24 protein-coding genes are annotated in these 25642 nt (G+C 69.0%); 7 read left to right on the top strand and 17 right to left on the bottom strand.

The features are described from left to right. Positions 1–121: 121 nt before the first annotated feature. On the top strand, positions 122–2065 hold the full coding sequence (locus tag A6B37_RS23655; protein WP_111827064.1) for a phospholipase C, phosphocholine-specific: 1944 nt from the start codon (positions 122–124) through the stop codon (positions 2063–2065). Positions 2066–2071: 6 nt separating this feature from the next. Here the strand turns inward: A6B37_RS23655 and phoU are convergent, their stop codons facing one another. From phoU to rmuC, 5 genes are all read right to left on the bottom strand, one after another. Next, entirely contained in the window at positions 2072–2803 is a 732-nt protein-coding gene (gene phoU, locus A6B37_RS23650) for a phosphate signaling complex protein PhoU (protein ID WP_111827063.1), read from the bottom strand. 174 nt (positions 2804–2977) lie between these two features. Next, entirely contained in the window at positions 2978–3658 is a 681-nt protein-coding gene (gene rpiA, locus A6B37_RS23645) for a ribose-5-phosphate isomerase RpiA (RefSeq protein ID WP_102774595.1), read from the bottom strand. A gap of 38 nt (positions 3659–3696) precedes the next feature. After that, the gene (locus tag A6B37_RS23640; protein WP_111827062.1) at positions 3697–5358 is read right to left on the bottom strand and encodes an isovaleryl-CoA dehydrogenase; all 1662 of its coding nucleotides are present in this window, start codon (positions 5356–5358) and stop codon (positions 3697–3699) included. 48 nt (positions 5359–5406) lie between these two features. Next, entirely contained in the window at positions 5407–6936 is a 1530-nt protein-coding gene (locus A6B37_RS23635) for an amidase (protein WP_111827061.1), read from the bottom strand. A 102-nt stretch (positions 6937–7038) separates the two neighbouring features. Beyond that, positions 7039–8391, bottom strand: a complete 1353-nt coding sequence (gene rmuC / locus A6B37_RS23630; protein WP_111827060.1) for a DNA recombination protein RmuC — start codon at positions 8389–8391, stop codon at positions 7039–7041. Between the two features lie 142 nt (positions 8392–8533). On the opposite strand from rmuC, the gene A6B37_RS23625 reads away from it, so the two are divergent. Then, a complete protein-coding gene (locus A6B37_RS23625; protein ID WP_111827059.1) occupies positions 8534–9193 on the top strand; it encodes a PhoP regulatory network YrbL family protein in 660 nt (219 codons plus the stop codon). Here A6B37_RS23625 and A6B37_RS23620 read toward each other — a convergent pair. The 9 genes from A6B37_RS23620 to A6B37_RS23580 form a co-directional block, all read right to left on the bottom strand. Next, positions 9190–9879, bottom strand: a complete 690-nt coding sequence (locus tag A6B37_RS23620; protein WP_111827084.1) for a DNA-3-methyladenine glycosylase — start codon at positions 9877–9879, stop codon at positions 9190–9192. The genes A6B37_RS23625 and A6B37_RS23620 overlap by 4 nt on opposite strands. A 31-nt stretch (positions 9880–9910) precedes the next feature. Beyond that, positions 9911–10267, bottom strand: coding sequence for an arsenate reductase (locus A6B37_RS23615; RefSeq protein WP_102774601.1), 357 nt, complete (start codon positions 10265–10267; stop codon positions 9911–9913). Further along, a complete protein-coding gene (locus A6B37_RS23610; RefSeq protein ID WP_102774602.1) occupies positions 10264–11073 on the bottom strand; it encodes an ABC transporter permease subunit in 810 nt (269 codons plus the stop codon). The genes A6B37_RS23615 and A6B37_RS23610 overlap by 4 nt, the downstream gene beginning before the upstream one ends. Further along, positions 11070–11990 (bottom strand): ABC transporter permease subunit, encoded by a 921-nt coding sequence (locus A6B37_RS23605; RefSeq protein WP_102774603.1) that lies wholly within the window; start codon positions 11988–11990, stop codon positions 11070–11072. The genes A6B37_RS23610 and A6B37_RS23605 overlap by 4 nt, the downstream gene beginning before the upstream one ends. Then, positions 11987–13114: a polyamine ABC transporter ATP-binding protein gene (gene potA / locus A6B37_RS23600; protein WP_111827058.1), complete on the bottom strand. Its 1128-nt coding sequence runs from the start codon at positions 13112–13114 to the stop codon at positions 11987–11989. The genes A6B37_RS23605 and potA overlap by 4 nt, the downstream gene beginning before the upstream one ends. A 6-nt stretch (positions 13115–13120) precedes the next feature. Further along, a complete protein-coding gene (locus A6B37_RS23595; RefSeq protein WP_111827057.1) occupies positions 13121–14224 on the bottom strand; it encodes a polyamine ABC transporter substrate-binding protein in 1104 nt (367 codons plus the stop codon). Between the two features lie 111 nt (positions 14225–14335). After that, positions 14336–15061, bottom strand: coding sequence for a 3-deoxy-D-manno-octulosonic acid kinase (locus A6B37_RS23590; RefSeq protein WP_111827056.1), 726 nt, complete (start codon positions 15059–15061; stop codon positions 14336–14338). Next, a complete protein-coding gene (locus A6B37_RS23585) occupies positions 15051–15476 on the bottom strand; it encodes a group II truncated hemoglobin (protein ID WP_168202307.1) in 426 nt (141 codons plus the stop codon). The genes A6B37_RS23590 and A6B37_RS23585 overlap by 11 nt, the downstream gene beginning before the upstream one ends. Then, positions 15476–18007 (bottom strand): FtsX-like permease family protein, encoded by a 2532-nt coding sequence (locus A6B37_RS23580; protein ID WP_111827055.1) that lies wholly within the window; start codon positions 18005–18007, stop codon positions 15476–15478. The genes A6B37_RS23585 and A6B37_RS23580 overlap by 1 nt, the downstream gene beginning before the upstream one ends. 114 nt (positions 18008–18121) lie before the next feature. On the opposite strand from A6B37_RS23580, the gene A6B37_RS23575 reads away from it, so the two are divergent. From A6B37_RS23575 to A6B37_RS23565, 3 genes are all read left to right on the top strand, one after another. Next, positions 18122–19096: a TRAP transporter substrate-binding protein gene (locus A6B37_RS23575; RefSeq protein ID WP_111827054.1), complete on the top strand. Its 975-nt coding sequence runs from the start codon at positions 18122–18124 to the stop codon at positions 19094–19096. Positions 19097–19212: 116 nt separating this feature from the next. Next, complete coding sequence (locus A6B37_RS23570) at positions 19213–19713, top strand: TRAP transporter small permease (RefSeq protein ID WP_102774609.1); 501 nt, start codon at positions 19213–19215, stop codon at positions 19711–19713. Positions 19714–19745: 32 nt separating this feature from the next. Next, positions 19746–21023, top strand: a complete 1278-nt coding sequence (locus tag A6B37_RS23565) for a TRAP transporter large permease (RefSeq protein WP_102774610.1) — start codon at positions 19746–19748, stop codon at positions 21021–21023. Positions 21024–21105: 82 nt separating this feature from the next. Here the strand turns inward: A6B37_RS23565 and A6B37_RS23560 are convergent, their stop codons facing one another. Next, entirely contained in the window at positions 21106–22299 is a 1194-nt protein-coding gene (locus A6B37_RS23560; RefSeq protein ID WP_111827053.1) for an amidohydrolase family protein, read from the bottom strand. Positions 22300–22303: 4 nt separating this feature from the next. Then, positions 22304–23014, bottom strand: a complete 711-nt coding sequence (locus A6B37_RS23555; RefSeq protein ID WP_111827052.1) for an aspartate/glutamate racemase family protein — start codon at positions 23012–23014, stop codon at positions 22304–22306. 217 nt (positions 23015–23231) lie between these two features. On the opposite strand from A6B37_RS23555, the gene A6B37_RS23550 reads away from it, so the two are divergent. Next, positions 23232–23870: a GntR family transcriptional regulator gene (locus A6B37_RS23550; RefSeq protein WP_246842552.1), complete on the top strand. Its 639-nt coding sequence runs from the start codon at positions 23232–23234 to the stop codon at positions 23868–23870. Between the two features lie 57 nt (positions 23871–23927). On the opposite strand, the gene A6B37_RS23545 is transcribed toward A6B37_RS23550, so the two are convergent. Further along, positions 23928–24218: a DUF3579 domain-containing protein gene (locus A6B37_RS23545; protein ID WP_102774614.1), complete on the bottom strand. Its 291-nt coding sequence runs from the start codon at positions 24216–24218 to the stop codon at positions 23928–23930. A gap of 229 nt (positions 24219–24447) precedes the next feature. Here A6B37_RS23545 and A6B37_RS23540 point away from each other — a divergent pair, with 229 nt between their 5' ends. Continuing rightward, positions 24448–25629 (top strand): aspartate aminotransferase family protein, encoded by a 1182-nt coding sequence (locus tag A6B37_RS23540; RefSeq protein WP_102774615.1) that lies wholly within the window; start codon positions 24448–24450, stop codon positions 25627–25629. Positions 25630–25642 lie beyond the last annotated feature (13 nt).

The raw sequence follows: 25642 nt of genomic DNA, 5'->3' as shown, positions 1-25642 counted from the left end.
ACCGGCCCGCGGCGCCCGCCAGGCAGGCGCCGCCCCCGAAGCCCCTCGCAGCGCGAGGGGCTTCGCGCTTTCGGCTTCGGCCGCGCCGCAGCTTAAGATAGCCTTATCGTCCGCCGCTCCCATGGAAAACACCTTGTCCGCCACCGCCGCCACGTTTGCCTCGATCGCACGCGCCCTGGAAATCGCCCCCGACCGCCGCAGCGGCACGCTGCGGGACGTGCGCCACGTGGTGATCCTGATGCAGGAGAACCGCTCGTTCGACCATTATTTCGGCGCCCTGCCCGGGGTGCGCGGCTTTGCCGATCCGCTGCCCGCGCCCACGGCCGCGGGCGACGTGCTGACCCAGGCCGACGGCGCGGCTCGCGTGCGGCCCTATGCGCTGCGCGCGCAGTACGCGGCCGACACGCCGGTGGGCTACATCACGCCGCATACCTGGGACGACGCCCAGCGCGCCTGGAACGACGGCCGCATGGACCAGTGGCTGCCGGCCAAGAGCCGGCTGGGCATGGGCGCCTACGAGGCCGCCGACGTGCCCTTCCAGACCGCGCTGGCCGAGGCCTTCACGCTGTGCGACGCCTATCACTGCTCGATACACGCCGGCACCAATCCGAACCGGCTGTTCCTATGGACCGGCACCAACGACCCGGCCGGGCTGGCCGGCGGCCCGGCGCTGGTCAACACCTTCGACCGGCTGGGGCCGGCCGGCGAAGGCTATGCCTGGACCACCTACCCCGAGCGCCTGCAGGCCGCGGGGGTGGACTGGCGCATTTACCAGGACATGGCGGACAACTATCACGACAACCCGCTGGCGGGCTTCAGACAGTACCGCCGCGAACACGAGAGCGGCGCGGCCGAGGCGCCGCTGCGCGAACGCGGGCTGACGACCCGCACGCTCGACGACCTGGCCCGCGACGTGGCCCGGGGCACGCTGCCGCAGGTGTCGTGGATCATCGCGCCCACGGCCGATTCCGAGCACCCGGAAGTGTCGTCGCCGCGCCGGGGCGGCGCGTATACGGAGCGCGTGCTGGACATCCTGACCCGCAACCCCGAGGTCTGGAGCGGCTGCGTGTTCTTCGTCACGTACGACGAAAACGATTGCTTCTTCGACCACATGCCGCCGCCGGCGCCGCCGGCGCGCACCCTCGACGGTTCGTCGGGCGGCCTGTCCACGGTGGAGCTGGACGGGGAGTACCACGACGCGCGGGTCGGCCCCAGCGCGGGCACGCCGGACGACCCACCAGGATTGCACGGACGCGGGTTCGGGCTGGGGCCGCGGGTGCCGATGCTGGCGATTTCACCGTGGAGCCGCGGCGGCTGGGTCGATTCGCAGGTGTACGACCATACTTCGGTGATCCGTTTCCTGGAGGCCAGGTTCGGGGTGGCCGAGCCCAACATCAGCGCCTGGCGACGGGCGGTGACGGGGGACCTGACGGCGGCTTTCGATTTCGCCGGCGACCGCGGACCGGTTGCGGCCGGCGGCGGACGCCGATCATGCCCGCTGCCGTATGCGCTGGAGGTCGAGGGGACGATGGCCGGCGACGGCAGGCATTACCGGCTGACCTTGCGCAATGTGGGGACGGCGGCCGCCGTGCTGCATGTGTATGACCGGCTGGCGCTGGACCGGGCGCCGCGGCGGTACACGCTGGGCGCGGGAGCGCGCCTGGAGGATGGCTGGGCGGTGGATGCGGACGGAGCCTACGATTTGTGGGTGCTGGGGCCGGATGGGTTTCATCGGCGGTTCCGCGGGAATTCGGCGCTTCTGGAGGCTCGGCCGGTTCGCGGGGATGCCGGCGGCATACGGGTCCGGCTGGTGAATCGCGGGGAAGCCGCGATGGAGGTGGAGCTCGCTTCGCGGATGGGCGATGGATGGAAAACCGCGGTTCGCTTGCCTGGCGCGGGCGAGGTGGCGCTTGATTGCCCCCACGTATCGGGCTGGTATGACGTGGAGATTGCTGCGCCGGCGCTGCCGGGGTTCGGACGGCGGATGGCCGGGCGAGTGGATGCGCGCCGAGCCGGGGTGGCCGATCCCCGGCTTTCGGCTGCAACGGTGTTGGCGCTCGGGTGACCCGGCCTACTCGGGCTTTTGGTCTTCGGGCGTGTCTTCGTCGCCGCGGGCCAGGCGTTCGGTGTTCTTGACGCCGGTGTGGCGTACGTCGGCGCCCTTGACCATGTAGATGACGCGTTCGGACATGTTCTTGGCGTGATCGCCGATGCGCTCCAGCGCGCGGGCGACGAAGATCATGTCGATGGCGCGCGAGATGGTGCGCGGGTCTTCGATCATGTAGGTGATCAGGTGGCGCAGCGCGCCCTTCCATTCCTTGTCCACTTCCTTGTCGCTGCGCACGACGGCGGCGGCCTGGATGGGGTCGAGGCGGGCGAAGGCGTCCAGGGCCTGGTGCAGCATGGTGCGCACGGCGGCGGCCATGTGGCGCAGTTCGATGACGGGGATGTGGCGCAGCTCGCCTTCGTGGATGCGGCGGGCGACGGTGGCGACTTTCTCGGCTTCGTCGCCGGAGCGCTCCATGTCGGTCAGCATCTTGGACACGGCCATCAGCATGCGCAGGTCGATGGCGGTGGGCTGGTGGCGGGCGAGGATGCGGCTGATGCTTTCGTCGATCTCCACTTCGTGGCGATTGACTTCCTTTTCACGCTCGCGGACTTTTTCGACGAGCGACAGGTCGCCGCTGGCCAGCGCGTCGATGGCCTCCTGGATCATGGCTTCCACCAAGCCGCCCATTTGCAAGAACTGCGAACGGACGCTTTCCAGATCCGCGTCGAACTGTTTGTTAGTGTGCTCCGACATCCGGGCTCCCTGCGTGGTTGATCTCATTGCATTGCCCCGACATTGAAAGGTGTTATGAGCTGGGCTTGCACAGCCGGCAAGGTTATGACCCAAGTGTGACAGGATTATGAATCGCCCCCGGACCGCCCGCAAGGCGTGGCGGTCCGGGGTTTGCGGCGCCCGGACGGGCGGCGTTCAGGCCTTGCGGTCCAGGCGGCGGATGCCGGTCTGGGTGGCCAGCAGCGCCACGTCGGCGCCGGCCAGCGCGAACAGGCCGCAGGTGACCACGCCGGGCAGGTTGTTCAGGCGGGCTTCGAGGCCCGGGGCGTCGGTGATGGACAGGCCGGCGACGTCGAGGATGATGTTGCCGTTGTCGGTGACGAAGCCTTCGCGCAGCCTGGGCTGGCCGCCCAGGGCCGCCAGGGCGCGGGCCACGGATTCGCGGGCCATGGGGATGACTTCGACGGGCAGCGGGAACTTGCCCATGGTCTGCACCAGCTTGGATTCGTCGGCGATACAGATGTAGCGGTCGGCCACCGAAGCCACGATTTTCTCGCGCGTCAGGGCCCCGCCGCCGCCCTTGATCATGTGCAGGTTGGCGTCGATCTCGTCGGCGCCGTCCACGTAGATCGGCATGCCGGCGACGTCGTTCAGATCCAGCACTTTCAGGCCGTGGCCGGCGAGCCGGGCGGCGCTGCGCTCCGAGCTGGCCACCGTGCCGCCGATGCGGTCCTTGAAGCGGGCCAGGCCGTCGATGAACAGGTCGGCGGTGGAGCCGGTGCCCACGCCGATGACGACGTCCGGGCCGGCGACTTGTTCAACGAGTTCCAGGGCCGCGTCGGCGGCTTGCTGCTTGAGTTCTTGCTGGGTGAGCATGGCGAAAAAATGCGCAAAGGGTTGTCGAGCCGGGAAATTTAGCACGCGGCGGCGGGCCAGGCGCGCGCCAGGATCGCCCGGGTATCCGTCCCCGCGTCGAGTTCGCCGAAGATGCCGCCATCGGGACGCAAGCGGCTGGCGGCGAAGGCCTGGGCGACGGTGTCCGGGGCGTGCTGGATCAGCAAGGCGGCCTGCCACAGGCGCGCCAGGCCGGCGGCGATGCGCCGCGCCTGGAACGGCGCCTGGGCCGGATCGGCCAAGAGCGCGCGCCAGCGCGCCAGGGCTTCGTCGAAGTCCCGGTTCTGCCCCCGCGCCGCGGCCAGTTCGCGCTCCAGCGCCGGCAGCGCCTCTTCCTCGCGCTGCAGGGCGCGCAACACGTCCAGCGCCATCACGTTGGCCGAGCCCTCCCAGATGGAATTGACCGGCGTTTCGCGGTAGAGCCTGGGCATGGGGCCGTCTTCGACGTAGCCGTTGCCGCCCCAGACTTCCATGCATTCGGCCACCGCGGCGACGGCGCGCTTGCAGACCCAGAGCTTGGCGGCGGGCGTGCCGACGCGGACCAGGGCGCGGGCCCCGGCGTCGGCGCGTTCATCCACGGCGCGCGCCAGCCGCAAGGCCAGCGCCGTGGCGGCCTCGCTTTCCAGCGCCAGGTCGGCCAGCACATTGCGCATCAGCGGCTGTTCGAGCAGGGGCTTGCCGAAAGCGTGGCGGTGGCGCGCATGATGCACGCCCTGCACCAGCGCCTGCCGCAGCAGCGCGCTGCTGCCCAGCACGCAGTCCAGCCGCGTGGTGGCGGCCATTTCGAGCAGCGCGACCAGGCCGCGGCCCGGTTCGCCCAGCAGCACGCCCCAGGCGTCTTCGAACTCGACCTCGGCGCTGGCGCTGCTGCAATTGCCCAGCTTGTCCTTCAGGCGCCGCACGCGCACGGCGTTGCGCGGGCCGTCGGGTATCCAGCGCGGCACGAAAAAGCAGCCCAGCCCTTCGTCGGTCTGCGCAAGCACCAGATGCGCGTCGGCCTGCGGCACCGAGAAAAACCATTTGTGCCCCACCAGCCGGTAGGGGCTGCCGCGGCCCGGCGCGCCCAGCGGCGCGGCGCGCGTGGTCACGGCGCGCAGGTCGGAGCCGCCCTGCTTCTCGGTCAGGCCCATGCCGATCAGGGCGCTGCGCTTGGCCGTCAGCGGCGCGTCGGCGCCGTCGAATTCGCGCGCGTACAGGGCGTTGAGCCACAGGCCGCCGAAGTCCACGGCGCCGGCCGGCTCGCGCTGCAGCAGCGGCACCGCGGCGAAGGTCATGGTGGTGGGGCACAGCGTGCCGGCCTCGACCTGGCCCTGCATCAGGTAGGCCGCCGCGCGCGCCACCTGCGCGCCCGGCTCGGGATGCTGCCAGGCCCGGCTGTGCAGGCCGCGCGCCATGATGCCGCTCATCAGCAGGTTCCATGACGGATGGAATTCGATGTGGTCGATGCGGTGGCCGCTGCGGTCGTAGCTGTGCAGCTGCGGCTTATGGCGGTTGGCCTGCGCGCCGGCTTCCAGCGTCTGCGCGCGGCCCAGCCAGGCGCCGTGCTCGGCCAGCTCGCCGGCCCAGGCCTGCGCGCCCTCGCGGCTTACGGCTGCGCGCAGCGCCGGGTCGGTCTCGTACAGCGAATAGTCCTCCAGGGGCGGGACCTGGTTGAACACGATGTGCGTCTCGAACGATGGCATGGGCGAGCCTCCGTGTGTCTTGCCGCGGGTCCGCGCGGCGCGCCGGCCTCAGCGGGCCATGGGCGCCACCAGGGCCCAGGGCCGCAGCGCCTCGACCTGCGCGGCCAGCTCCAGCAGCAGGGCCTCGCTGCCCAGCGGCCCCATCAGCTGGATGCCGATGGGCAGGCCGTCGGACGACATGCCGTAGGGAATGGAGATGGCGGGCATGCCGGTCAGGTTGGCCAGCGGCGCAAACGGCGAATAGCCGATCACGCCCTTCTTGCCCAGACGGTAGGCCAGATAGTCGGCGTTGTCCATGGCATAGCGGCCGATGGGCGCCGGCGGCTGCGCCAGCACCGGGCTGAGGAACAGGTCGTAGCCCTGCGCGCCTTCGCGCGCCAGGAAGCGCCCGACCCGGCGGGTGATCTCGTGGCAGGTGTCCACGCAGGCCACGTATTGCGCGCCGGAGATGGCGCGCGCGTATTCGCGCGCGCCCAGCGTGGTGGGCTGCAGCTCGTCGGCGGCCAGCCGCTTGCCGCGCGCGCCGACGAAAGCGTCGATGGCGTTGGCCGCGGCGCTGGCGATCAGGGGCAGCATGGGCGAGAGCACCTCTTCGGAGCCGACCGGCGGCGCGGCCGGCGCCAGCTCGTGGCCCAGCCCGGCGAAGAAACGGGCGGCCTCGTCCACCACGGCCGCGACTTCGGGATGGATGGCCTCGCCTTCGTAGGTGGTGGTGACGAACGCGATGCGGCGGCGCGCGGCCGCGTACGGATCGGCCGCCACCCGCGCCACGACGGTGCGGTAGGACTCGGGCGGCTGGGCCGGCGCGGCGTACGGCGCGCCCACGTCGGCGCCGGCGCTGATGTCCAGCGCGGCGGCGCAGTCGCGCACCGACAGCGTCATCATGTGTTCGGTGGCCAGGCCGCCCCAGCCCTCGCCCTTGAGCGGACCCAGCGGCATCAGCCCGCGCGAGGGCTTCAGGCCCAGTACGCCGCAGCACGAGGACGGGATGCGGATCGAACCGCCGCCGTCGCTGCCGTGTGCGATGCGCACCATGCCGCTGGCCAGCGCCGCGCCCGCGCCGCCGCTGGAGCCGCCGGCGCTGTGGCCGGCCTTCCAGGGATTCTGCGTGGCCGGGCCGTAGACGGGCGATTCGGTGGTGGGGCTCAGGCCCAGTTCCGCGCTGGTGCTGCGGCCGAAGGGGATCAGGCCGGCGCGGCGGTAGCGCTTGACGAGTTCGGCGTCGACGTTCCATTCGACCTGGCCGTACAGCACCGAGCCCATGGCGCTGGGCAGGCCCAGCGCGGCGGTGCCGAGATCCTTGAGCAAGGTGGGCACGCCCAGGAACGGACGCCGCTGCAATTGCGCCTGCCGCTGCCCGGCGGGCATCGCGGCCAGTTCGTCGTCCAGCAGTTTCGCCAGGTGCAGGCCGGTCTCGGCCTGCACGCCGCAGGCCGCGTTGATCGCGGGGTTGCGGGCCGCCACCCGGTCCAGCGCCTGCTGCATGGCGGCTTGCGCGGTCGTGACCCCCAGCGCGATGTCGGCGCCCAGCGCCGTCGCGTCGAGGGTGGAGGAATCATGGCGTTCGGCGGTGCTCATGCTGCGATGCTCCTGGTATCGACGGCGAATTGCCGTAGCCCCCAGGATATCGGCACAAGCAGCGGGCAACAAGGGCATGCCCGCCAGCCCCGGACCGAGGGCTCAGCGCGGTTCGGGTCCGTCCGGCTCCGGTTCGTCGCCGGCCTCGCCCAGCAGCAGCCGCGCGTCGGCCTCGGGCAGCGCCTCCACGTCTTTCAGGTTGCGCAGCATGGCGCGCGTGCGCACCTCGGTCTGGCCGATCTTGTTGCTGGCGGTGTCCAGCGTTTTCTTCACGCTGGCCAGCGCGTCGCCGAACTTGCCGAATTCGGTCTTGACCGCGCGCAGCACCTGCCAGACTTCGGACGAACGCTGTTCGATCGCCAGCGTGCGGAACCCCATTTGCAGGCTGTTGAGCAGCGCCGCCAGATTGCTGGGGCCGGCCACGTTGACTCGCAGGTCGTGCAGCCGGTCGAGCAGGCCCGGACGGCGCAGCACTTCGGCATACAGGCTTTCCGTGGGCAGGAACATGATGGCGAAGTCGGTGGTGTGCGGCGGCGCCACGTATTTGGCGGCGATGGCGCGCGCCTGCAGCTCGACCGCGCGGCCCAGCGCGGCGCCGGCGGTCTTCACGCCTTCGGCGTCGGCGGCGTCCTGCGCGTCCATGAGGCGCTCGTATTCTTCCTTGGGGAATTTGGCGTCGATGGGCAGCCAGACCGGACCCGCGCCCTCGCCCCGGCCCGGCAGGCGGATGGCGAATTCCACCACCGCGTCGCTGCCCGGCACGGGCTTGATGTTGCTGGCGTACTGGTCCGGCGTCATGTTGTCTTCGATCAGCCGGGCGAGCTGCACTTCGCCCCAGGTGCCGCGCGACTTGACGTTGGTCAGCACGCGCTTGAGGTCGCCCACGCCGGCGGCCAGGGCCTGCATTTCGCCCAATCCCTTGTGCACCGCTTCGAGCCGGTCCGACACCAGCTTGAAGGATTCGCCCAGGCGCTGCTCCAGCGTGGCATGCAGCTTCTCGTCCACGGTGCGGCGCATTTCCTCGAGCTTGGCGCTGTTGTCGGTTTGCAACGCCTGCAGGCGCTGGTCGACGGTGGCGCGCACTTCCATCAGGCGGCGCTCGTTGATCTGGATGAGGCCTTGCAGCTGTTCCGAGAAGCCCGTGGCGAAGCGCGCCAGCGATTGCGCCGACTCGGCGCGGGCGGCCTGGGCGTCGCGCGCCAGGCCCGCGCGCAGTTCGTCCTGAGACTGGGCGGCTTCGGCGCGCAGCGCGCGCTGGCCTTCGGCGAATTCGCTGCGCAGCCCGCGCAGGCCTTCCGCGATCTCGGCGCGCAGCGCGCGCTCGGTCCGTTCCAGCCCGTCGAGCAGCGCGTCCAGGCGCGCGTCCCGGGCGGGCGGCCGCAGCCAGGCCAGCAAGGCCGCCAGAAAAGCCAGCACCGCGCCGCCGGCGGCGACCCAAAGCAGAATATCGTTCAAAGCATGCGTCTCCAAAGCCAGGATTGTAGGGCCGGCGCCGCCCGATCCGGAGTTGCCCGACTGCTTTTGGCCGCCAACGGGATTACACTCAGGACCAACCAAACAGGTCTCAGCCTTGAATCCCGCCGATCCTTTCTCCTGTATGTCCGCGGCTTCGTTCCAGTCGGTTTTCGGCCCGCTGGATCTGGACGCCGCAACGCCGCTCGCCACCGGTCACGACCGGCATATCTTCCAGCATCCGCACATGCCGTCCCTGCTCGTCAAGGTCATGGACATGCGCGCCCGCGCCGTGTACCTGGAGACGCGCCCGTTCAAGCGCTGGTACAAGCAGTACCAGCGCGAAAGCGCCTACCGCGTCTACCTGAACGAGATCTCCGAATACGTCACCACCACCACCCGGCCTTCGGGCGTGTGGCAGGTGCCCATGGCCCGCATCCTGGGCGTGGCCCAGACCACGCTCGGCCTGGGCCTGCTGGTCGAGAAGATCTGCGACGCCGAGGGCAACATCGCCCCCACCGTCGCCGACCTGGCCTACCAGGGCAAGCTGGACGCGGCGCTGAACGCGCAGCTCGACGAGTTCTTCGAAGACCTGGCCGACGCCCACGTGGTGCTGCACGACATTTCCGCCAGCAACATCGCCTGCGGCCTGAACGCCGACGGCAAGCCCGGCCTGTACCTGATCGACGGCTTCGGCGGGCTGCCGCTGATCCCGGTATACGCCTGGAGCAAGCGCCTGAACCGCCGCCGCATCGAGCGCAAGTCCACGTCCATGCGCGCGCGCCTGCAGGCGCGCATCGGCTAGCCGGCGTCAGGCGCCCGCTCCAGCACGACGCCCTGGCGGTCCACCCACACATAGTCGTGGCCGGCGCGCTGGCCGCGCCGCAGCGGATTGCGGGTGCAGAAGGCGGCATAAGCCGGGTCCACGAAACGGTAGCTCAGATGTTCGTCGCGGCCTTGCGGTATGCCCAGCCGCGTGGTGCAGATCAGCGCCGCCGGCGCCTCGCCGACGTCTTCCACGTAAAGGCCGCGAGCGTCGAAGCGGCGCGCGTCCCAGTCCGGCACCTTCAGCCCCAGCGCCCGGCACAGCAGCGTCTGGCCGGCGCACAGGCGTCCCGGCGGCCGCGGCCGGCCCTGCGCGTCCGGGTTCAGTTCCTGCATGCGGGCCAGCGAACGCGGACCGGACAGCGCGTCGGTATAGGGATAGCCGGACTTGATCAGCACGGCGTTGCCGGGACCGCCCGCGCTGAAGTTCAGCGAATCCCCGCCGCGGGCGTAATACATGTAGACCGTGCCGCCGTCCATGAAGAGCGCGCGGCGCTTGTGGGTGTAGCCGAGCGAGGCGTGGCTGCCCTTCTCTTCCAGGTAGTAGGCCTCGGTCTCGATGATGCGCGCCGCCAGCCACAGGTCGCCGACGCGATGCCGGATCACCTTGCCCAGCAGCTCGCGCGCCAGCTGCGCCGCGTCGCGGTCGAAGAACGCGTCGGGCAGCTTGCGCGCGCCCGCGCCTGAGCCGGCCGCCTCAGGCGAAGCGTTCGCCGTAGCGCTTTTCGCTGAAGCCAACGCTGACCTCGCCGTCCGGCGTGACCGTGACCGGCCGGCGCACCAGCGCCGGGAAGTCCGCGATCAGTTCGCTCCATTGCGCGTCGGTGTGCGCCGTCTTGCGCGCTTCGGGCAGGTTGCGCCAGGTCATGGAAGCGCGGTTGACCAGCTTTTCCCATCCGCCGACCTTGCCGGCCCAGGCCTTGAGGGTGGCGGCGGGCACGGGATGGTCGCGGTAGTCCACGAATTCGTGTTCTACGCCATGTTCGGTCAGCCAGTCGCGCGCCTTGACGCAGGTGCTGCACTTGGTCAGGCCATACAGGGTGGTTTGCTTCATTTGGGTTCGGACTCCTTGCGCCATTGCATGCGGTTGGCCAGGATCACGCAGGTGCCCACCGCCAGGATGAACAGGGTGGCCAGCGCGTTGATCTCGGGCTTGAGGCCCAGGCGCACCCGCGAAAAGACTTCCATGGGCAGCGTGCTGGAGCTGGGGCCGGACAGGAACGAAGCCAGCACCACGTCGTCCAGCGACAAGGTGAAGGACAGCAGCCAGGCCGAGGCCAGCGCCGGCGCGATCAGCGGCAGCGTGATCCGGAAGAACACGGTGATGGGCGTGGCGCCCAGGTCCAGCGCGGCTTCTTCGAGCGAACGGTCCAGGTCGCGGATGCGGGTCTGGATGATGACCGCCACGAAGGCCATGCACAGGGTCACGTGGCCCACCCAGATCGTGAACATGCCGTTCTCGGCCGGCCAGCCCAGCGTGCCGCGCAGCTCCACGAACATCAGCAAGAGCGAGATGCCCAGCACCACCTCGGGGATGACGAGCGGCGCGCTCAGCATGCCCACGTACAGCGCGAAACCGCGGAAACGCCCCATGCGCCCGAGCACGTAGCCGGCCCAGGTGCCGATGATGACGGCGGCGGTGGCGGTCAGGGCGGCGATGCGAAACGACAGCCAGGCCGCGCGCAAGAGCGCGTCGTCGTTAAAGAGCGACTCATACCAGCGGAACGACAGCCCGGTCCAGGACGTGACGGTGGGCGACTCGTTGAACGAGAACACCATCAGGCTGATGATGGGCACGTACAGGAAGAAGTACCCCAGCCCCAGCACGACGCCGCGCAAAGTCTTGTTGGGTCCGTTCATTTGCGGCCTCCGGCGGCCTGCTCCTGCTGCCTGACCTGGTTGTACTGGAAGACCACCAGCGGCACGAGCAGCAGCAGCACCATCACGCAGGTCACGGCCGAGGCCATGGGCCAGTCGGCGTTGTTGAAGAACTCGTTCCACATGACCCGGCCCATCATCAGCGTGTTGGCCCCGCCCAGCATTTCCGGGATCACGTATTCGCCGACGGACGGGATGAACACCAGCATGGCGCCGGCGATCACGCCCTGGCGCGACAGCGGCACGGTGATCTGCCAGAACGCCTGCCAGGGCCTGGCGCCCAGGTCGTAGGCCGCTTCCAGCAGGCGCAGGTCCATCTTCACCAGCGTGGCGTACAGCGGCAGGATGAAGAACGGCAGATAGGCGTAGACCATGCCGATATAGACCGCGACGTCGGTGCGGTAGATTTCGAGCGGGCTGGAGATGATGCCCAGGCCCTGCAGCAGGTTGTTGAGCAGGCCGTCGTTGCGCAGGATGCCCACCCAGGCGTAGACGCGCAGCAGCAGCGAGGTCCAGAACGGCAGGATCACGCCCAGCAGCAGCAGGTTGCGCACCGACGGCGAGGAGCGCGCGATGTAGTACGCGATGGGATAGCCGATCAGCACGCAGATGAGCGTGGTGACGGCGGCGATCTTGACCGAGTTCAGGTAGGTGGCGAAGTACAGGCTGTCGGTGAACAGCAGGATGTAGCCGCGCAGGTGCAGGCTGAACTGCACCGCCTCGTCCTTGAATTCCGCCAGCGAGGTATAGGGCGGAATGCCGAACTTCAGCTCGGCGAAGCTGATCTTGAAGACCAGCAGGAACGGCACCAGCAGGAACAGCACCAGCCAGGCGTACGGCGGCACCACCGCCAGCGCGCGGCCCGAGGGCAGCCAGTCGCGGGGCGAGAAGCGCATCATGACGCCAGCACCGTCGCGCTGTCGGCGTCCCAGCTGACGAAGATCTCTTCGTCGATGCCGGGCGCGTCCATCTGGACGAGCAGCTGGCTGGGCACGCTGGCCTCGACCGTCTTGCCCGAATCGAGGCGGATTTGATAGAGCGCGTAGCTGCCCATCCAGGCCATGTGGCTGACCATGCCGTGGGCCCAGTTGTATTCGCCTTCGGGCTGCTCGCGCGAGACCACCAGGCGCTCGGGGCGGATGGAGACGTGGACCTCCATGCCCAGCGGTTCGCTCACGCCATGGTTGACGAAGAGCGGACGGGTCAGCTCGCCGCACTCGATGGCGACGTGGTCGGGTTCGTCGACCACGATGGTGCCGGTGAACATATTGGTCGAGCCGATGAAGCTGGCCACGAAGCGCGAGTTCGGAAACGCGTAGACGTCCTGGGGCGAGCCGCACTGGACGATCTGGCCTTCGGTCATGACGGCCAGGCGGTGGGCCATGGTCATGGCCTCTTCCTGGTCGTGGGTGACCATGATGCAGGTCACGCCGACCTGCTCCAGGATCTTGACCAGCTCGATCTGGGTCTTCTGGCGGATCTGCTTGTCCAGCGCCGACATGGGCTCGTCGAGCAGCAGCAGCTTGGGACGCTTGACCAGGCTGCGCGCCAGGGCCACGCGCTGCTGCTGGCCGCCCGAAAGCTGGCTGGGCTTGCGGCGCGAATAGCCGGCCATCTGCACCAGGTCCAGGGCCTCGAACACGCGGTCATGGATCTCGGCGCGGTCCACGCCTTCCTGCTTCAGGCCGAAGGCCACGTTGGCCTCGACCGTCATGTGCGGGAACAGCGCGTAGGACTGGAACATCATGTTCACGGGCCGGCGGTACGGCGGCACGTGGGTGATGTCCTCGCCGTCGAGCAGGATCTGGCCCGAGGTGGCTTCTTCGAAGCCCGCCAGCATGCGCAGCAGCGTGGACTTGCCGCTGCCCGAGCTGCCCAGCAGGGCGAAGATCTCGTTGCGCTTGACCGACAGGTTGACGGAACGGACGGCGACCACGTCGCCGAAAATCTTTACGACATCGGAGATCCGGACGAACTCGTCCGGATCGGTCGAGTGCTGCGCCGAGTAACGGCTTTCGCTCATGATGACTTATCTTCCCGACTTCAGCTCGGACCACATCCGGTTTTGCAGGCGCTGGATGTTCAAGGGCAGCGCCTTGATCACGTAGAGGGTCTTGGAGACCTCGGCCGGCGGGTAGATCATGGGGTTCTCGGCCACGTCCTTGACCACGTACTGCCGCGCCTCTTTGTTGGCGTTCGGGTAGAACATGGTGTTGGTGATGGCGGCATGGACCTTGGGCGTTTCGATGTAGTTGATGAACGCGTGGGCTTCCTCGGGATGCGGGGCGTCCTTGGGGATGACCATCAGGTCGAACCACGCCGGCGCGCCGCCCTTGGGAATGAAGTAGTTCACTTCGTAGGGCTTCTTGGCGTCCTGGGCGCGCTTGCGGGCGATCATCACGTCGCCGGAAAAGCCGTAGACCATGCACAGGTCGCCCACGGCCAGCTCGTCGATGTAGCCCGAGGAGCTGAACTGGCGGATGTACGGGCGGATCTTCATCAGCACGTCCAGCGCGGCCTTGTAGTCGTCGGCGCTGGTGCTGTTGGGGTCCTTGCCCAGGTACTTGAGCACGGCGGGGAACACCTGGGCGGCCTCGTCCAGCATGGAGATGCCGCATTCCTTCAGCTTGGCGGCGTTCTCGGGCTTGAAGATCATGTCCCAGCTGGCCAGGTCGACGCCGTCGCCCATGATCTGCTTGACCTTGGTGACGTTGTAGCCCAGGCCGTTGGTGCCGTAGCCCCACGGAATGGCGTACTCGTTGCCCGGATCGACCGAGGCGACCAGCGCCATGACCTCGGGGTCGAGGTTCTTCCAGTTGGGGATCTTGGACTTGTCCAGCTTCTGGAACAGGCCGGCCTCGATCTGGCGCGAGGCGTAGTGCGTGGACGGGACAACGACGTCATAGCCCGATTTGCCGGCCAGCAGCTTGGCCTGCAGGGTGTCGTTGCTGTCGTAGACGTCATAGCGGACCTTGATGCCGGTTTCCTTCTCGAAACCCGGAATCGTGTCCGGCGCCGTGTATTCGGCCCAGTTGTAGACGTTGACGACCTTGTTCTGCGCGACCGCCGCCGATGTCGCCGCGGCAGCCAACATCGTTCCCAGCGCCCAGCGCATGCCCGCCCGTAGTTTCATTACCAGCCCCTTGCGTTATGCCGTGTATGTGACAGGAGTCCTAAAAGGCGAAATGATAAAGCTTTTTAGCGATCGCCTGCCCAACTTTGCCGGGGGATCGGTCCGGCGGCCTCAGGGCTGGATGCCCACGCCCCAAGCGGTCCAGTAGCTGTCGCGCAGGCGCAGCCAGAAGCGTTCGCCGTCCTCGCCCGCGACTTTGCGCAGCGAGCGGCGCAGGCGCTCCAGGTTGCCCTGGCGCTGCCGCTCCGACAGCGTGCCCTGCGTGCCGCGATCGAAATCGATCAGCCAGACCTGGCCGTCGCTGCCCACCAGGATATTGAAGGCGTTGAGATCGGCGTGCCAGACGCCGGCCCGGTGCATGCGCACGATGGCCTCGGCCGCCGGCTGCCAGAGGGGTTCGGCCAGCGCCTGGGCCAGCGGCCGCACGCCGGGTATGCGCTCGACCACGATGGCGGCGCGGTAGACCGGGCCCTGCCGCCAATACGCGGCGGCCAGCGGCGCCGGCACCGCCAGGCCCTGGGCGCGCATGGCGGCCAGCAGGCGGAATTCGCGGAAACTGCGGGTGCGGTCCTCGCCGTTCCACAGATAGGCGTCGCGGCTGATGCGGGCGATCATGCCGCCGCGGCGGTAGCGCCGCAGCACGCCTTGCCAGCCCGGGCCCTGGACGAACCAGGCCGCCTGGCGTCCGCCGGCGTCGACCGGGCGGGCCTGTTCGCCGTAATGGCCGGGGTTGAACAGCTCCGGACCGGCGTCCGGCAGGCGCGCGGCGTCGGACAGCATGGCGCCGGCCAGCGGGCCCGGCCAGGACTGGCGGCGGGCGGCGGCCTCAGCCTTCACGGTTGCGCATCCAGTCGGCCACGCCGTAGAACGACTGCAGCAGCCGGTCCACCAGGGCGGGCTCGATGTCGCGGTCCTGCATGGCGCGGCCGATGCAGGTCACCCACTGATCGCGCTCGGCCTCGCCGATCGAGAACGGCAGGTGGCGGGCGCGCAGCCGCGGATGGCCGAAGCGCTCGATGTAGTGGTCCGGGCCGCCGAAGTAGCCGCAAAGAAACCAGAACAGTTTGTCGCGCGCGCTGTCCAGGCTGGGGCCGTGGGCGGCGCGCAACTCCTTCAGGTCGGGTTCCATGTCCATCAGGTCATAGAAACGATCGACGAGGGCGCGCACGCCGGCCTCGCCGCCTAGCAGGTCGAAAATGCTGTGGGAAGAGTTTTCCACGGGTTCGGTAATGGATTGGACGGAAGACGTCATCAGGTTTCTCGGAGGGTGACCAGGGGCGGCGTGCGCAGGACGCCGCGCAGGGCAAGCGCGCCGCCCGCCCAGGCGCCGAGCATGCCCGCGACGATGCCCGCCAGCCACGGCCAGAGGCTAAGCGTAATCGTGAAATCGAATACCTGGGTTGACAAAGCCCAAGCGATGGCCGTGGCGCCGGCGGCCGCCAGCAGGCCGGCCAGGCCGCCCACGGCCCACAATTCGATGCGCTGCGAGCGCGCCAGCTGGCTGCGGGTGGCGCCCAGCGCGCGCAGCACCGCGGCCTCGCGCATGCGCTCGTCGCGCGTGGCGGTCAGCGCCGCCGACAGCACCAGCACGCCCGCGGCCAGCGTGAACAGGAACAGCAGCTGCACCGCGCGGCCCACTTCGTTCAGCACGGACTGCAATTGCTGCAGGATGGCGCCCACGTCGAACACCGTCAGGTTGGGGAATTCCTTCACCAGCTCGGGCAGCACCGAGGCCTTTTCGGGCGGCAGGTAGAAAGAAGTGATCCAGCTTTGGGGCATGTCGGCCAGCGCGGCGGGGGTCAGGATGGCGAAGAAATTCACCCGCATCGTATCCCAGTCCACCCGGCGGATGCTGGAGACGTCCACGTCGACCTGCTGGCCGGCCACGTCGAAGGTCATCTTGTCGCCCAGCGCGATGCCCAGCGTCCTGGCCAGCCCGGATTCGAGCGAGACCTCGGCCGAGCCGGGCGCCAGCCAGCGGCCGGCCTCGATCCGGTTGGACGCGGGCAGCGTCTCGCCATAGGAAAGATTGAACTCGCGGTCCACCAGCCGCTTGGCGCGCGGTTCCTCGTAGTCGTCCGGACCGACCGGCTTGCCGTTGATGGCGATGAGCCGGCCGCGCACCATGGGCGCCAGCGCGATGCGGCCCAGCCCCGCGCGCGTGAGCGCGTCCGTCACGGCCTGGCGCTGGTCGGGCTGCACGTTGATCAGGAAGCGGTTGGGCGCGTCGGGCGGCAGGGTCCGCTGCCAGCCCTGGATCAGGTCGGTGCGCGTCATGGTCAGGAGCAGGAGCGCCATCAGGCCCACCGCCAGCGCGCACACCTGGGTGATGGTGGCGGCGCGCCGCCGCACCACCCCGGCCAGCGCGAAACGCAGCGCCGGCAGGCCGGCGGCCAGCCGGCGCACCCGCGCCAGGCCCAGGATGCAGAGCCAAGCCACCAGCGCGAACACCGCGAACGCGCCCAGAAAGCCCCCGGCCACCACCGCGCCCAGCTTGGCGTCGCCGGCGAACCACCAGATCAGCAGCGCGAAGCCGGCGGCGCCGAGCACGTAGCCCAGGGCGCTGCGCGCGCTGAGCGCGTCGGCGTCGCGCCGCAGCACGCGGGCCGGCGGCACGTGGCGCAACTGGGCCAGCGCGGGCAAGGCGAAGCCCAGCAACAGCAGCAGGCCGGTCAACAGCCCCTGCAGCGCCGGAATCGCCGAGGGCGCCGGCAAGGCCGTGTCGATCAGCGATCCCAGCAGCACGACCAGCACCTGGTGCGCCGCGAAGCCCAGCAGACAGCCCGCCGCCGACGAGAACAGGCCCACCAGGGTGAACTCCAGCGTCAGCATGCGCGCGACCTGCGACTGCTGCGCGCCCAGGCAGCGCATCACCGCCACGCCGTCGCGATGGCGCGCCATGTAGCGCCCGGCCGCCAGCGCCACGGCCACCGCCGAGATCAGCACCGCCAGGAGCGCCACCAGCGACAGGAAGCGCTGCGCCCGGTCCAGCGTGCGGCGCACTTCCGGACGGCCGGATTCCAGCGTGGCCAGCTTCTGGCCGCGCTTGAGGTTCTGCTTGAGCCAGGCCGAATAGCCGGCCACGGCGTCGGGCTGGCCGGCGACCAGCAAGGCATAGCCGATGCGGCTGCCCGGCGCGATCAGGCCGGTGGCCGGCAGGTCGCTGGCCCGCAGCAGCACCCGCGGCGCCACGTTCACGAACTGCATGCCGCGGTCGGGTTCATAGGTGATCACGCGGTCCACGCGCAGCCGGGCGTCGCCCACGTTCAGGCTGTCGCCCACTTTCAGGTCCAGCAGGGCCAGCAGCTGCGCGTCGACCCACACCGCGCCTTCGGGCGGGATCTCGCGCGTGGTCGCGTCGGGCGCGAACGGCGCATCGGCCACCCGCAGCGCCCCGCGCAGCGGATAGCCCGGCTCGACCGCCTTGAGCGCGGCCAGCTGCGCGCCGTCGCCGGCGCCCACCATGGACGGGAACTGCCAGGTGCTGGAGACCGCCAGGCCGCGCCCGCGGGCCTCCTCCAGGAAGGCGGGCGGCACCGGCTCGTCGGCGTCCAGCACCAGGTCGGCGCCCAGCATCTGCCCCGCATCGCGCTCCAGCGCGCGGCCGACCCGGTCTGCCAGGAAGCCCACGCTGGTCACCGCGGCCACCGCCACGACCAGCGCCAGCACCAGCAGGCGCAGCTCGCCGGCCCGGGCGTCGCGCATCATCATGCGGGCGCCCAGGCGCAGGGTGGACCAGAAACCCGGGCGCCCGGCCCGCGACATATCAGGGAAATCCATCATTCCGCAATGTTAACCAACGGCCAAGATCGGGGCCGAATCCCGATATCATCCCGGGGCGGGAGGCTGTGCCGCCCCCAAAATACAAAGATCAAAGTCTCACCCCTGGAGAAGATTATGCGTAAATCCTGGCTTGCCGCCACGATTCTGGCCGCCTGCGCGGCCGCCACCTCCCTGCCCTCCGTGGCCCAGACCACCCTGAAGATGGCCTATGCGCTGTCCACGTCGTCGCACTACGGCGCCGGCGCCGACGCCATGGCCAAGTCCATCGAGGCGTCCACCAACGGCAAGTTCAAGGTGCAGCAGTTCGCCAACAGCGCGCTGGGCGGCGAACGCGAAGTCATCGAAGGCCTGCAGATCGGCACGATCGACCTGGCCATCGTTTCGACGGGGGCCACCCTGAATTTCGTGCCCGAAACCGGGGTCTTCGACATTCCCTTCCTGCTGCGCGACCTGGACCATGCCCGTAAAGTGCTCGACAGCAAGATAGGCCAGGACATGCTGGCAAAGTTCCCCGGCCGCGGCATCATCGCCCTGGCCTGGGGCGAGCAGGGCTTTCGCCACCTGACCAACAACGTGCGCCCGGTCAAGACCCCGGCCGACGCCAAGGGCCTGAAGATCCGCACCACCGAGAACCCGATCCACATCACGGCCTTCCGCCAGATCGGCATCCTGCCCACGCCCATGGCCTGGCCCGAAGTGGCCACCGCCCTGCAGCAGGGCACCATCGACGGCCAGGAGAACCCGCTGTCGGTGATCACCTCGGCCAAGCTGTCGCAGATGCAGAAGTACCTGTCGCTGACCGGCCACGTGTACGGCCCGGCCCTGGTGCTGATGTCGGCCAACGTCTATGAAGGCCTGTCGGCCGCCGACAAGGCCAATTTCGACCGCGCCGGCAAGGAATCGGCCCAGGCCATGCGCGCCTACGTCGACAACATCGAGAAGACCGGCGTGGAGCAGCTGAAGAAGGAAGGCATGCAGGTCAGCGAGGTCGACCGCGCCGCCTTCGCCGCCGCCGTCGAGCCGGCCTACCCCGAGTACTACAAGAAGTTCGACAAGAAGCTGATCGAAGCGATCCGCGACACCAAGTAATCAGTAGGAAGATCGGGACCCGCCCCTACCCGGGGCGTTTCGTCCCAGGCGGCGGGATCGCGGTCCCGCCGTTTTTCGTCCCCCACCCTTCGCGTACCTCGCCAACGGGATACATCATGCGTTTGCTTCGCGCTCTCGACCGCGGCCTGTTCAAGCTGGTCTCGGTCTTCGCCCAACTTCTGCTGGTGGCCGCCGCGGCCGCCGCCTTCTATCAAGTGATCGCCCGCTTCGTGCTGCAATCGCCCGCCGACTGGAGCGAGGTGCTGACCCGCGCCCTCCTGATCTGGACCGTGCTGCTGGGCGTGGCGCTGGCCTTCCGCCACGGCGCCATGATCAGCGTGGAACTGCTGCGCAACATGCTGGGCGGCGCCCGCCGCCGCGCGCTCGAAGCGGTCATCGGCCTGATCTGCGCCGGCTTCCTGGGCTTTCTGGCCTGGATCGGCGGCAACATGACCTACCGCGTGCGCTTCCAGACCGTACCCAGCCTGGACATTTCGATCTCCTGGATCTACCTGGCCATTCCGGTGGGCGCGACGCTCGCCGCCATCGCCGTGCTGGCCCGCTGGTGCGCCGGCGAGGAAGACGACGTGCCGGTGCGCAACGACGCCCAAGGCTGAGCCCTCCATAGAACACAAGCGCAGATATCGTTATGTCCCAACTCATGATTGTCTCGATGCTGATTTTCTTCGGGCTGTCCGTGCCGGTCGCCGTGTCGATCGGCCTGGCCAGCCTGGCGGGAGTCGGCGCCGCCAACCTGCCCTGGCTGGTGGTGGCCCAGCAATTGTTCGCCGCGCTGGACAAGTACCCGCTCGTCGCGATCCCCTTCTTCATCCTGGCCGGCAACCTGATGGAAGCCGGCGGCATTTCCGAACGCATGGTGGAGTTCGCCAAGAGCGTGGTGGGCGGCATCCAGGGCGGGCTGGCCTGCACCTGCGTGCTGACCTGCATGATCTTCGCCGCCGTGGCCGGCTCCAGCGTGGCCACCACCTTCGCCGTCGGCGCGATCCTGATTCCGGCCATGATCCGGCACGGCTATCCCGCGCCCTTCGCCGCGTCGCTGCAGGCCAGCGCGGCCGAGCTGGGCGTGATCATTCCGCCGTCGATTCCGATGATTCTGTTCGCGGTGTCCACCGACACCTCGACCGGCGAGCTGTTCATCGCTGGCGTGATGCCGGGCGTGCTGATCGGCGCGGCGCTGATGCTCTACGTGTGGCTCTACGCCAAGCGCAACGGCCTGGGCAAGCGCGACGGCGAAGGCCGCCTGCCGCTGTGGCCGGCGTTCAAGAACGCGTGGCTGGCGCTGCTGATGCCGGTCATCATCCTGGGCGGCATCTACGGCGGGATCTTCACGCCGACGGAGGCGTCGGTGGTGGCGGTGATGTACGCGGTGGTGGTGGGCAAGTTCATCTACCGCCGGCTGACTTTCAGGCAGTTGTCGCAGACGCTGCACAAGTCGGTGGTGTCGACGGCGGTGATCATGTTCGTGATCGCCAATGCGGGCGTCTTCAGCTTCCTGCTGAACCGCGCCGGGATCCCGGACGCGCTGGGCGTGTGGCTGGCGCAGATCTTCGACACCAAGTTCACGTTCCTGATGGGCATGAATGCGGCGCTGTTCCTGATCGGCATGTTCATCGAGACCTCGGCGTCCATCGTGGTGCTGGCGCCGCTCTTGCTGCCGGTGGCGCTGAAGTTCGGGGTGGAGCCGGTGCACTTCGGGGTGATCATGGTGGTGAACCTGGCGCTGGGGATGATTACCCCGCCGTTCGGGGTGAATCTGTTTGCGGCGTGCGCGGTGGCCAAGCTGCCTCTCGAACGGTTGATCAAGCCGTTGATTCCGTTCGTGGGGGTGGTGGTGGTCTGCCTGCTCGTGATTACTTACTGGCCGGGGCTGTCGCTGGGATTACGGGATCTGGTGTACGCCAAGTGATGGCTTTAATCACACTCGTGATTTCATGAATCGCTAAAGTGATTTTCTGGCCGGCCTTGTTTTTTAGGGCCGGCCTTTTTGTCTACGGCGCCTTGGCTAGCGCCTGACCGTCTCGGGCGACGATTTGGCCGCGCTTTACGACCAGTTTGCGTTGTGGGCGGGCCACGATGGCTTCGGGTACGGTTTCGGCGTCCACCAGCACGAAATCGGCGTGACAGCCCGGGGCCAGGCCGTAGTCTTTCAGCCCCATCACGCGGGCGTTGCCGTAGGTGGCGGTGTGCAGGGCCAGTTCGAGTTCGTCGTCGCGGCGGAAGTTGTTGCGCAGGCCCAGGAGCATGGCGCGTTCCAGCATGTCGGGCTTGCCGTAGGGGCCCCAGGTGTCGCGCATGCCGTCGTTGCCGGTGCCTACCGTGACGCCGGCGGCGTGCAGGCGGGCGACGCTGGGGACGGGGCGCGAGGCCGAGCCGGTGGTGACGATGCGGATGCCGGCTTCCAGCAGGCCGTTGGCCAGGGCCTGCACGGCCTGGGTGTCGGGCATGCCCAGGCAGAAGGCGTGCGACAGCGTGACCTTGCCTTGCATGCCCAGCGCCAGCACGCGGTCTATGGTCAGTTGCATGGTGAAGGCGCCGAGTTCGGCGGCTTCGTGCAGGTGGATGTCTATGGGTTTGCCGTGCCTTTCGGCCAGGCCGAAGAGCGCATCCAGATGGCCCTTGGGGTCGCGGTCCATGCCTGCGGGGTCCAGCCCGCCCACCACCTCGGCGCCCATGCGCAGCGCCTCGTCCATGAGCTCCAGCGTGCCGGGGCGGATCAGCAGGCCGCTTTGCGGGAAGGCGACGATTTCCACGTCGATGGCGTCGCGGTACTGCTCGCGGGCGCGCATCACGCCTTCGATGGCGGCCAGCCCGAGGTCGGTGTCCACGTCCACGTGCGAGCGGATGTGGCTGGTGCCGTCGGCGATCGACATCACGATCTGGCGGGCGGCCTGGCGACAGGGGTCCAGGCCCAGTTCGCGCCTTGCGGCGCGTTCGTTTTCGATGCGGTCGATCAGGCGCGGACCCACCTCGTTGCGGTACCAGGGCATGCCGTACAGGGTCTTGTCCAGGTGCGCGTGGGCGTCGATCAGGCCGGGCAGCAGCAGCGCGCCGCCGCCATCGACGACGGGCACGCCCTGCGGGGCGGGGCCGCCCAGGGCGTGGATGCGGCCGTCGCGCACCAGCACGGAAGTCATCTCGCCGCCGGCGGGGCGGACGCGGGTAAACAGGGTGGCGTTCTGCATGGTTCTACTTCCGTTCCAGGGACGCCAGGGCCAGCGCCTGCGCCAGCGCGGCGCGGTAGGAGTCGATGATGGGGACTTGCGGCTGGCGCGGCAGGCCGGGCAGGTAGCCGGCCAGCGCGGCGCCGGCCACGATGACCACGTCGGCGCCCTGCTCCACCGCGGCGTCCAGCGCCTGGCTGACCCGCTGCGCCGACTGCGGCGTGCGCGACGCGTAATCCAGGGCATGGCCCGGCAGGGCCAGGATGCCCGCGCAGCGCGCCTCCACGCCCAGCTGGCGGATCTGCTCGCGCAGCATGGCGGGCCAGCGCTGGCCCACCGTCACGATGGCGTAGCGGTCGCCGCGCTGCATGGCGCTCATGATGGAGGCCTCGGCCATGCCCACCACGGGCACGTCCACGCGCTCGCGCACCGCGCCGATGCCGGGTTCGCCGAAACAGGCGAGCACGCAGGCATGGAACGGCTGCGCGGCCTGGGCGAACTGGCGTTCCACGGTTTCGAGCACGGCGTGGGCGGAGATGGCCGCCTCGGCCCGGCTGGCGATGTAGGCGGGGCCGAATCCGACCGTGACGGCGTGGACCTGGGCGGCCTCGCCCAGGAAGGCGCGGGCCTGGCCGGCCAGGCTGGCGGTGAGGTCGGCGGTGGTGTTGCCGTTGACCACCAGCAGCCGGCGGGGCGCGACGGCTGGCGGGGTGGCGGTATCGGGGACTGCGGACATGATCGGGCCTGAGTTTTTGTATAAATAAATGTATACGATTTTTGGACGGCGATGTATAGCCTGGCACTGCCGCAGCCAGCTATCGCTAACCCTGATCCGCCGTTGTAGTATTCTTTCCGGGCCGGCCCGCGTTGCCGGCCCAGGAGCCGACCCCACCATGACCTCCCCCGCGCCGGCAGACGCCCCCGCCAATCGCAACGAAATCGTATACAAAAATTTGCGCCGGGCCATTATCGAGCAGGCGCTGCTGCCGGGCGACAAGCTGCCCGAGGACATCATCGGCGAACGTTACGGCGTCAGCCGGACCATCGTGCGCGGCGTGCTGACGCGCCTGTTCAGCGAAGGGCTGGTGGACCTGCGCCCCAACCGCGGGGCCGCGGTGGCGCGCCCCAGCCTGGAAGAGGCGCACGACATCTTCGAGGCGCGCCGCTGCCTGGAGCGCGACGTCGCCCGCCGGCTGCTGCAACACATCGACGAGGCCGGCCTGGCGCGGCTGGAGCGCCACCTGGCGCTGGAAGAAGCAGCCCGCGGGCGCAGCATCAACGAATCGATCCGCCTCTCGGGCGAATTCCACATCCTGATGGCCGAGCTGTCGGGCAATGCCGTATTTGCGCGCTACGTCAACGAGACCGTGTCGCGCTGCTCGCTGATCCTGGCCCTCTACGGCCGGCCGCATTCGAGCGAATGCGCGGTGAGCGAGCACCGCGAAATCGTGGCCGGCCTGCGCGCGCGCGACGAACGGCGGGTGCTGCGCCTGCTGGAGCACCACCTGGAGGCCGTCACCGCCCGCGCGCTGCTGAGCGCGGCCCCGGAAGAGCGCGATATCCGCAAGATCCTCGACCGCTACGGCGCCTGAACGCGGGCGGCCCAATGAAAAAGCGCCCGGTCTGGGGCGCTTTTTTGGTGTGGGGACCTAGATTTCGCGTTCTTCGGTCTTGAGCTTGTTGTCGTGGGCGAAATCCACCACGAACTTGTACGCCAGCGGCTCCAGGTCGCGCAGCCGCTGGTCGACCACGATCCCGCGCACGCCGTCGATCACGACCGGCAGCACATAGGGCGAATAAGTGAGGTGGTTACCGGCACAGCCGGCGGGGCGGAATTGTGCCATTACGCCGGCGAGCCGTTCCGCCCAGTCGCTGGGGCGGAAGCGGCTACCGCTTTCGGTAACGCCATGAATTACGAATTGTCTGACGCGAGTTGCCATGAGTTCTTCACTACAGCGCGCCCTTCACGAAAGCCGGATCTTCGGCGTGATCAAACATGCGCCCTGCGCCGCGAATTGTATATGATTGATCCTTTGCCCTCCTTAAAACGCCGATTTCCCAGGAGAAAGGCGGGTTTTGGAAGGCCGGCCGCAAGCTCGGTCGCGAGTCGACCCCGACTTGCGCCCACCTGCCCCTCGAATCGCCCCGCCTTACCCAGGAGGATCCGCAATGACCTCGCCTCTGGCCAACATCTATGCCCGGCTGCCGGTATCGTTCACGCACGGCCAGGGCGTCTGGCTGTGGGACGCCGAGGGCCGCAAGTACCTGGATGCGCTGGCCGGGATCGGCGTGTCCTGCCTGGGCCATGCCCACCCCGCGCTGGTGGCCGCGATCGCCGGGCAGGCCGCCCGCCTCATCCATACCTCGAATATCTACGAAATCCCGCAGCAGACCGCGCTGGCGGCCCGCCTGGCCGAACTGTCCGGCATGCAGGAAGTGGCCTTCAACAACAGCGGCTCCGAGGCCAACGAGGCCGCGATCAAGCTGGCCCGCTACTACGCCTACCAGCGCGGCAACTCGCATGCCCACATCATCACCATGGACTCGTCCTGGCACGGGCGCACGCTGGGCACGCTGGCGGCCACCGGCAGCGACAAGGCGCGCAAGGGTTTCGGCCCCCTGCCCGAAGGCTTCATCCAGGTGCCGTACAACCAGCTCGACGCGGTGCGCGCCGCCGGCGACGCCGAACCGCGCACGGTGGCGGTGCTGCTGGAAGTGCTGCAGGGCGAAGGCGGCATCCGCCCGTCCGACATCGCCTACCTGCAGGCATTGCGCCGGCTGTGCACGGAGCGCGGCTGGCTGCTGATGATCGACGAAGTCCAGTCCGGCATCGGCCGCACCGGCAAGTGGTTCGCCCACCAGTGGGCCGACATCCGGCCCGACGTGATGACCCTGGCCAAGGGCCTGGCCGGCGGGGTGCCCATCGGCGCCATGCTGGCCGCCGGGCCCGCCGCCGGCGTGCTCACCCCGGGCACCCACGGCACCACTTTCGGCGGCGGCCCGCTGGTGTGCGCGGCCGGGCTGGCGGTGCTGGACGCCCTGGAATCCGAAAACCTGCTAGAAAACGCCCACACCGTGGGCGCCCACCTGAAAGACGCCCTGGCCCGCGAGCTTGCCGGCACGCCCGGCGTCACCGAAATCCGCGGCCGCGGCCTGATGCTGGGCATCGAACTGGCCCGCCCCTGTGGCGTGCTGGCCATGCGCGCCATGCAGGCCGGGCTGCTCATCAACGTCACGCGCGACCGCGTCATCCGCATGCTGCCGCCGCTGATCCTCAACCAGGACGAGGCCGACCGCATCGTCGCCATCCTGGTTCCCCTCATCCGGGATTTCCTGGCCGAACAATCATAATCAACGCCCCGCC

This window comes from Achromobacter sp. HZ01, from assembly GCF_003267925.1.
GTDB classification, from domain to species: Bacteria; Pseudomonadota; Gammaproteobacteria; order Burkholderiales; family Burkholderiaceae_B; genus Achromobacter; species Achromobacter pulmonis_A.
This window is presented reverse-complemented; position numbering and strand designations above follow the sequence as displayed.

Bases quoted from the DNA above. Each gene is read 5' to 3' on its own strand.
- A6B37_RS23655 (WP_111827064.1), top strand. From the start codon at position 122: ATGGAAAACACCTTGTCCGCCACCGCCGCCACGTTTGCCTCGATCGCA.
- phoU (WP_111827063.1), bottom strand. From the start codon at position 2,803: ATGTCGGAGCACACTAACAAACAGTTCGACGCGGATCTGGAAAGCGTC.
- rpiA (WP_102774595.1), bottom strand. From the start codon at position 3,658: ATGCTCACCCAGCAAGAACTCAAGCAGCAAGCCGCCGACGCGGCCCTG.
- A6B37_RS23640 (WP_111827062.1), bottom strand. From the start codon at position 5,358: ATGCCATCGTTCGAGACGCACATCGTGTTCAACCAGGTCCCGCCCCTG.
- A6B37_RS23635 (WP_111827061.1), bottom strand. From the start codon at position 6,936: ATGAGCACCGCCGAACGCCATGATTCCTCCACCCTCGACGCGACGGCG.
- A6B37_RS23625 (WP_111827059.1), top strand. From the start codon at position 8,534: ATGTCCGCGGCTTCGTTCCAGTCGGTTTTCGGCCCGCTGGATCTGGAC.
- A6B37_RS23615 (WP_102774601.1), bottom strand. From the start codon at position 10,267: ATGAAGCAAACCACCCTGTATGGCCTGACCAAGTGCAGCACCTGCGTC.
- A6B37_RS23610 (WP_102774602.1), bottom strand. From the start codon at position 11,073: ATGAACGGACCCAACAAGACTTTGCGCGGCGTCGTGCTGGGGCTGGGG.
- A6B37_RS23605 (WP_102774603.1), bottom strand. From the start codon at position 11,990: ATGATGCGCTTCTCGCCCCGCGACTGGCTGCCCTCGGGCCGCGCGCTG.
- potA (WP_111827058.1), bottom strand. From the start codon at position 13,114: ATGAGCGAAAGCCGTTACTCGGCGCAGCACTCGACCGATCCGGACGAG.
- A6B37_RS23595 (WP_111827057.1), bottom strand. From the start codon at position 14,224: ATGAAACTACGGGCGGGCATGCGCTGGGCGCTGGGAACGATGTTGGCT.
- A6B37_RS23585 (WP_168202307.1), bottom strand. From the start codon at position 15,476: ATGACGTCTTCCGTCCAATCCATTACCGAACCCGTGGAAAACTCTTCC.
- A6B37_RS23580 (WP_111827055.1), bottom strand. From the start codon at position 18,007: ATGATGGATTTCCCTGATATGTCGCGGGCCGGGCGCCCGGGTTTCTGG.
- A6B37_RS23575 (WP_111827054.1), top strand. From the start codon at position 18,122: ATGCGTAAATCCTGGCTTGCCGCCACGATTCTGGCCGCCTGCGCGGCC.
- A6B37_RS23570 (WP_102774609.1), top strand. From the start codon at position 19,213: ATGCGTTTGCTTCGCGCTCTCGACCGCGGCCTGTTCAAGCTGGTCTCG.
- A6B37_RS23565 (WP_102774610.1), top strand. From the start codon at position 19,746: ATGTCCCAACTCATGATTGTCTCGATGCTGATTTTCTTCGGGCTGTCC.
- A6B37_RS23560 (WP_111827053.1), bottom strand. From the start codon at position 22,299: ATGCAGAACGCCACCCTGTTTACCCGCGTCCGCCCCGCCGGCGGCGAG.
- A6B37_RS23555 (WP_111827052.1), bottom strand. From the start codon at position 23,014: ATGTCCGCAGTCCCCGATACCGCCACCCCGCCAGCCGTCGCGCCCCGC.
- A6B37_RS23545 (WP_102774614.1), bottom strand. From the start codon at position 24,218: ATGGCAACTCGCGTCAGACAATTCGTAATTCATGGCGTTACCGAAAGC.
- A6B37_RS23540 (WP_102774615.1), top strand. From the start codon at position 24,448: ATGACCTCGCCTCTGGCCAACATCTATGCCCGGCTGCCGGTATCGTTC.